Origin of the sequence: Streptomyces katrae, from assembly GCF_000966975.1 — a bacterium.
Taxonomy (GTDB): domain Bacteria; phylum Actinomycetota; class Actinomycetes; order Streptomycetales; family Streptomycetaceae; genus Streptomyces; species Streptomyces katrae.
The window spans coordinates 1-5285 of record NZ_JZWV01000067.1 but is presented as its reverse complement, the minus strand read 5'-3'; the positions used below and the strand labels follow the sequence as shown (position 1 = coordinate 5285).

Here is a 5285-nt window from a genome sequence, read left to right as displayed (position 1 = left end):
AGGGTGGGTAGTCTGGCGACCATGCGTGCACTTCTCGTGGCCAACCCAGCAGCGACGACCACCAGTGCGCGCACGCGCGACGTCCTGACGCACGCCCTGGCCAGCGAGATGAAGCTGGAGGCGGTGACCACCGAGTACCGGGGTCACGCCCGGGACCTGGGGCGCAAGGCCGCGCACGAGGGGCTGGACCTCGTGGTGGCGCTGGGCGGTGACGGCACCGTCAACGAGGTGGTGAACGGGCTGCTGCACGACGGCCCGGATCCGGAGCGGCTGCCGCGGCTCGCGGTGGTGCCCGGGGGTTCCACGAACGTCTTCGCCCGGGCGCTCGGGCTGCCGAACGATTCGGTCGAGGCGACCGGTGCCCTGCTGGACGCGCTGCGGGAGCGGCGCGAGCGGACGGTGGGGCTGGGGCTGGCCGAGGGGGTGCCGGGTACCGAGGACGAGGGGGTCCCGTCGCGCTGGTTCACGTTCTGCGCGGGCTTCGGCTTCGACGCGGGCGTGGTGGGGCGGGTCGAACAGCAGCGGGAGCGCGGCAAGCGTTCGACGCACGCTCTGTATGTACGACAGCTGATGCGGCAGTTCTGGGAGGAACCCAACCGCCGGCACGGGACGATCACGCTGGAACAGCCGGGCGCGGATCCGGTGACGGATCTGGTGCTGTCGATAGTCTGCAACACCTCGCCGTGGACGTACCTGGGAAATCGCCCGCTGTACGCCTCTCCGGAGGCCTCGTTCGACACCGCGCTTGACGTATTGGCGCTGGACCGTTTGTCAACTCCGGCGGTCGCGCGGTACGCGACACAGCTCCTGACCTCGACTCCTGAGCGCGGTCCGCGCGGCAAGCATGCCGTGTCTCTGCACGATCTGACCGACTTCACCTTGCATTCGAAGGTTCCCCTCCCTTTCCAGATGGACGGCGATCACCTCGGAGTGCGCACCAGCGTTCGGTTCACAGGCGTTCGCCGTGCACTGCGTGTGATTGTGTGAGTAGAAGAGCCCAAAGTCCTTTCAGTCGAACGTTTACACGCCGGTCCACCCCCAAGAACTAGGGCTGTGACCTAGTCGACACCGACGAATCCAAAAAAACTTTCCGGAAGGGGTTGTATCCCCGTCCGAGGTTTGCGAATCTCTACATGGCGATCGGGACAGCCCGCAGAACCCGGCACCCACACAGAGCGCCAGAACCCCACCACGAATCTTCGGACCGCACCAGGCAACTGGGCGTCGGCCCTTCCCTCACGGGGGGATTCGTGAAAGCGTTCACATTCACAAGCAACCTGCCCGCAATACAAGGAGATGGAGCAGCCATGGACTGGCGTCACAACGCCGTTTGCCGCGAGGAAGACCCCGAGCTCTTCTTCCCCATCGGCAACACCGGTCCTGCGCTGCTGCAGATCGAGGAAGCCAAGGCCGTCTGCCGCCGTTGCCCCGTCATGGAGCAGTGCCTGCAGTGGGCGCTCGAGTCCGGCCAGGACTCCGGTGTCTGGGGCGGTCTGAGCGAGGACGAGCGCCGCGCCATGAAGCGCCGCGCCGCTCGCAACCGGGCGCGCAACGCCAGCGCCTGATATCGACTTTCGAGCCTCGACGCGCAGCGCGTAGTACCCGTATAGCGCTTAGCAACGTGCTCTTGAGCCCCGGACCGATCACCCTTCGGTCCGGGGCTCAGTGCTTTCCCCGGCCGGGCTACTTCTGGGAGCTGACCGGGACGTCGAGGACGACCTTGGTGCCGCGCGGCTCGGCGCGGACCATGTCGAAGGTGCCGCCGAGCTCCCCCTCCACGAGGGTCCGGACGATCTGCAGCCCGAGGTTGCCGGCCTTCTGGGGGTCGAAGCCCTCGGGCAGGCCGGAGCCGTCGTCGAGGACCGTGATCAGCAGCCGCCCGTCGGCGCGGCCCGATCCGCTGCGGGCGGCGGTCACCTCCACCGTGCCGCCCTCCCCCTGGGTGAAGGCGTGCTCCAGCGCGTTCTGGAGGATCTCGGTCAGCACCATCGACAGCGGAGTGGCCACCTCCGCGTCCAGGATCCCGAACCGTCCGATGCGCCGGCACTGCACCTTGCCGGGCGAGATCTCGGCGACCATCGCGATCACGCGGTCGGCGATCTCGTCGAACTCGACCCGCTCGTCCAGGTTCTGGGAGAGGGTCTCGTGCACGATCGCGATCGAGCCGACGCGGCGCACCGCCTCGTTGAGCGCCTCGCGCCCGCTCTCCGAATCCATCCGGCGGGCCTGGAGCCGCAGCAGCGCGGCCACCGTCTGGAGGTTGTTCTTCACCCGGTGGTGGATCTCCCGGATGGTCGCGTCCTTGGTGATCAGTTCACGTTCGCGACGGCGCAGTTCGGTGACGTCGCGGCAGAGGACCAGTGAGCCGATCCGGGTCCCCTTGGGCTTGAGCGGGATCGCGCGGAGCTGGATGACCCCGCCGTTGCCCTCGACCTCGGTCTCCCGGGGGGCCCAGCCACTGGCGAGCTTGACGAGCGCCTCGTCCACCGGGCCCCGGGACGGGGCGAGTTCGGCGGTGGTGGTGCCCAGGTGCTGGCCCACCAGGTCGGCGGCGAGGCCGAGCCGGTGGTAGGCGGAGAGGGCGTTGGGGGACGCGTAGGTCACCACGCCGTCGGCGTCGAGGCGCATCAGGCCGTCGCCGACGCGCGGGGAGGCGTCCATGTCGACCTGCTGCCCGGGGAACGGGAAGGAGCCCGCGGCGATCATCTGCGCGAGGTCGGAGGCGGACTGGAGGTAGGTGAGCTCCAGCCGGCTCGGTGTACGCACAGTGAGCAGGTTGGTGTTGCGTGCGATCACGCCCAGGACCCGGCCCTCGCGGCGGACGGGGATCGACTCGACGCGGACCGGCACCTCCTCGCGCCACTCCGGGTCCCCCTCGCGCACGATCCGGCCCTCGTCGAGCGCGGCGTCCAGCAGCGGGCGGCGGCCGCGCGGTACGAGGTGGCCGACCATGTCGTCCTGGTACGAGGTCGGACCCGTGTTCGGCCGCATCTGGGCGACGGAGACGTAGCGGGTGCCGTCGAGGGTGGGGACCCAGAGCACGAGGTCCGCGAAGGACAGGTCGGAGAGCAGTTGCCACTCCGAGACCAGCAGGTGGAGCCACTCCAGGTCGGTTTCACCGAGAGCGGTGTGCTGGCGTACGAGATCGTTCATGGAGGGCACATTGCGAGCGTACCCCGGGTATGGGGATGACTTTCCCCACGACCTGTACTGGGGAGTATCCAGGAAGGGCACAGTCCGCGTACTGTTGGAGGAAGTGACGGGCCAGTAGTCCCGCGCTTTGGATGGACAGGACAGATTGGTCTAGTCCACAATTGTCTGAAGCTTCCGCCCTCCCCGCACAGGAGGACGGATAGAGGTGGCCGCGCGTTCTGCCCTGACCGCGGCGGCCCCTCCAACCGGCCGCCGGGAACCGCACACCTGACGGCCGTGAGTACTCCGGGCTACGGTGCCGGACGGGTTGAGGGTCCCGTCCTGCACCGTGGCCCAGAGGAAATGCCGAACGGTGCGGAATCACCACGGGGTCACGCCGGCCAGGCCAGCAGTGCCCGTTCCGCGACCGCCTCCAGTTCCTCCCGGGTCGCCCCGTCGCGCGACTGCTGGCTCATCCCCTGTAGCACCGCCCCCGCGTAGCGGGCCAGCGCCCGCGCGTCCGTGTCCGCGGGCAGCACCCCGCTCGCGACGTCGGCCCTGATCCGGCTCTCGAACAGGGCCAGGTTGGCGTTGCGGCGCTCCCGCAGGGCCTCGGCCACCTCCTGCGAGGTGGTGTTGGCGGCCGCGCTGATCACCATGCAGCCCGGCGGGTGCGCCGGGTCGGTGTAGATCTCGGCCGCCTCCCGCAGGATCCGCCCGATGGCCGCGCCGGCGGTGGGCTCCTCCCGGAGCGCGACGGCCGCGAAGTCCCCGTAGCGGCTGCCGTAGACCACCACCACCTCGTCGAAGAGCTTGCGCTTGTCGCCGAAGGCCGCGTAGAGGCTGGGCGCGCCGATGCCCAGGGTGCGGGTCAGGTCGGAGATGGACGTGGCCTCGTAGCCGTGCTCCCAGAAGGTCAGCATCGCCTTGTCGAGGGCGGCGTCCCGGTCGAAGGAGCGGGGCCTGCCGCGCTGTCCTGTCACCATGCGGACGATTCTATAGCGGTCACTAGGGAATCTGATACGGTCCTTTCTGTAGCGACCGCTAGCGAATGATGGAGGGGGGCGCGTCATGGGCGTGCTCAAGGGGAAGACGGCACTGGTCACGGGCGGCAGCCGGGGTATCGGGCGGGCCGTGGCGCAGCGGCTGGCGCGTGACGGGGCGCTGGTCGCCGTGCACTACGGGCGCAACGAGGCGGCGGCGAAGGAGACGGTCGCCGCGATCGAGTCCGAGGGCGGCCGGGCCTTCGCGATCGGGGCGGAGCTCGGGGTGCCGGGCGACGCGCAGGCGCTCTGGGCGGCGTACGAGGCCCACCCGGCGCACACCGAGCGGGTGGACGTGCTCGTCAACAACGCGGGGGCGGCGGCCTTCGCGGGCATCGGCGAGACGGACGAGGAGACCTTCCAGCGGGTCCAGGCGGTCAACGCGCAGGCGCCGTTCTTCGTGATCAAGCACGGGCTGGAGCGGCTCGCGGACGGCGGCCGGATCGTCAACGTGACCGGCACCCCGGACATCGCGCTGCCGGCGATCCTCGCCACGATCATGGCCAAGGGCGCCGTGAACGCGCTGACGGTGTCGCTGGCCGCCGCGCTCGCGCCGCGCGGGATCACGGTGAACTCGGTGGGCCCCGGAATCACCGAGACCGAGCTGAACGCGGCCTGGCTGGCCGATCCGGCGGCCCGGGCGCACGCCGCGTCCCGGTCGGTCTTCAACCGGGTGGGCACGGTGGAGGAGGTGGCCGACGTGGTGGCCTTCCTGGCTTCCCCGGACTCCCGCTGGGTCACGGGCCAGCACCTGTCCGCCACGGGCGGCTTGCAGCTGGCGCTGCTGTAGGGCCCGCCGCCGGCCGGGCGCGGGGCCGGGAACGGCGGGACGATGGATGTGGGCGGAGGGCCGCCGTGGGCGGGCGCGCTCTGCTAGATTGGTCTATACCACAAGCGCCCACACCTCTCAGATCGGCAGGCCCCGCGTGGAAGTTGTCATCGTCCCGGACGCCAAGGCAGGCGGCGAGCTCATCGCGGAGGCCATGGCCGCCCTGGTCCGCCGCAAGCCCGACGCCCTGCTGGGCGTGGCGACCGGCTCTACCCCGCTGCCCGTCTACGAAGCCCTCGCCGCCAAGGTCGCGGCCGGCGAGGTCGACGCCTCCCGTGCCC

At 70.2% G+C, this 5285-nt stretch carries 5 protein-coding genes and 1 pseudogene; 4 read left to right on the top strand and 2 right to left on the bottom strand.

Annotated elements, in window-relative coordinates; all coding sequences use genetic code 11:
* Positions 1–21 precede the first annotated feature (21 nt).
* Both VR44_RS03720 and VR44_RS03715 read left to right on the top strand, forming a co-directional pair.
* Positions 22–987: a diacylglycerol/lipid kinase family protein gene (locus VR44_RS03720; protein WP_045945902.1), complete on the top strand. Its 966-nt coding sequence runs from the start codon at positions 22–24 to the stop codon at positions 985–987.
* A 320-nt stretch (positions 988–1307) separates the two neighbouring features.
* Entirely contained in the window at positions 1308–1565 is a 258-nt protein-coding gene (locus VR44_RS03715; protein WP_003953983.1) for a WhiB family transcriptional regulator, read from the top strand.
* 118 nt (positions 1566–1683) lie between these two features.
* On the opposite strand, the gene VR44_RS03710 is transcribed toward VR44_RS03715, so the two are convergent.
* Both VR44_RS03710 and VR44_RS03705 read right to left on the bottom strand, forming a co-directional pair.
* Positions 1684–3153 carry a sensor histidine kinase gene (locus VR44_RS03710; RefSeq protein ID WP_045945901.1) on the bottom strand — a complete coding sequence of 490 codons (1470 nt, stop codon included), beginning with the start codon at positions 3151–3153 and terminating at the stop codon, positions 1684–1686.
* 371 nt (positions 3154–3524) lie between these two features.
* On the bottom strand, positions 3525–4118 hold the full coding sequence (locus VR44_RS03705; protein WP_045945900.1) for a TetR/AcrR family transcriptional regulator: 594 nt from the start codon (positions 4116–4118) through the stop codon (positions 3525–3527).
* 85 nt (positions 4119–4203) lie between these two features.
* Here VR44_RS03705 and VR44_RS03700 point away from each other — a divergent pair, with 85 nt between their 5' ends.
* Together VR44_RS03700 and VR44_RS03695 are read left to right on the top strand one after the other, a co-directional pair.
* Positions 4204–4965: an SDR family oxidoreductase gene (locus VR44_RS03700; protein WP_045945899.1), complete on the top strand. Its 762-nt coding sequence runs from the start codon at positions 4204–4206 to the stop codon at positions 4963–4965.
* A 136-nt stretch (positions 4966–5101) separates the two neighbouring features.
* Positions 5102–5285, top strand: a pseudogene (locus VR44_RS03695) (glucosamine-6-phosphate deaminase); the annotation flags it as partial.